This is a genomic window from Silicimonas lutimaris, assembly GCF_047314965.1.
Lineage (GTDB): Bacteria > Pseudomonadota > Alphaproteobacteria > Rhodobacterales > Rhodobacteraceae > JAVJUV01.
This window is the reverse complement of sequence record NZ_JBLBVK010000018.1, coordinates 1-1177: the sequence shown is the minus strand read 5'-3', so window position 1 is coordinate 1177 and position 1177 is coordinate 1. Positions and strand designations below refer to the sequence as shown.

The window sequence follows — 1177 nt, the reverse complement described above, 5'->3', positions numbered from 1 at the left end:
GATGGCAAAGGCAAAGTTTGAGAGAACGAAACCGCACGTTAACATTGGCACGATTGGCCACGTTGACCATGGCAAGACGACGCTGACGGCTGCGATCACGAAGTATTTCGGCGAGTTCCGCGCGTATGACCAGATTGACGGCGCACCGGAAGAGAAGGCGCGCGGGATCACGATTTCGACGGCGCACGTTGAGTACGAGACGCCTGCGCGTCACTATGCGCACGTCGACTGCCCCGGCCACGCGGACTACGTGAAGAACATGATCACGGGTGCGGCGCAGATGGACGGCGCGATTCTTGTCGTGAACGCTGCTGACGGCCCGATGCCGCAGACGCGCGAGCACATCCTGCTGGGCCGCCAGGTCGGCATTCCTGCGCTGGTTGTGTACATGAACAAGGTTGACCAGGTGGACGACGAGGAGCTTCTGGAGCTTGTGGAGATGGAGATCCGCGAGCTTCTGTCGAGCTACGAGTATCCCGGCGACGACATTCCGATCATTCGTGGTTCGGCGCTTGCGGCGATGGAAGGCCGTGATCCGGAGATTGGCGAGAACTCGATCCGTGCGCTGATGGAAGCTGTTGACAGCTACATCCCGACGCCGGAACGGGCTGTTGACCAGCCGTTCCTGATGCCGATCGAAGACGTGTTCTCGATCTCGGGCCGCGGCACGGTTGTGACCGGCCGTGTGGAGCGTGGCGTCGTGAACGTTGGCGACGAACTGGAGATCGTGGGCATCAAGGCGACGCAGAAGACGACCTGCACGGGCGTCGAGATGTTCCGCAAGCTTCTGGATCGTGGTGAGGCCGGCGACAACATCGGCGCGCTGCTGCGCGGCATCGACCGTGACGCGGTCGAGCGTGGTCAGGTTCTGTGCAAGCCGGGTTCGGTGAAGCCGCACACGAAGTTCGAAGCGGAAGCCTACATCCTGACGAAGGAAGAGGGTGGCCGTCACACGCCGTTCTTCGCGAACTATCGCCCGCAGTTCTACTTCCGGACGACGGACGTGACCGGGACGGTGACGCTGGCGGCTGGCACCGAGATGGTGATGCCGGGCGACAACGTGTCGTTCACGGTGGAACTGATCGCCCCGATTGCGATGGAAGAGAAGCTCCGCTTCGCCATCCGTGAAGGCGGACGCACCGTCGGCGCAGGCGTCGTCTCGAAAATCATCGAGTAA

The 1177-nt window shown here is 61.9% G+C and carries 1 protein-coding gene; it reads left to right on the top strand.

Annotated features, from left to right (window positions below; genetic code table 11):
* Position 1: 1 nt before the first annotated feature.
* The gene (tuf, locus tag ACKLNI_RS00670; protein ID WP_413717062.1) at positions 2 to 1177 is read left to right on the top strand and encodes an elongation factor Tu; all 1176 of its coding nucleotides are present in this window, start codon (positions 2 to 4) and stop codon (positions 1175 to 1177) included.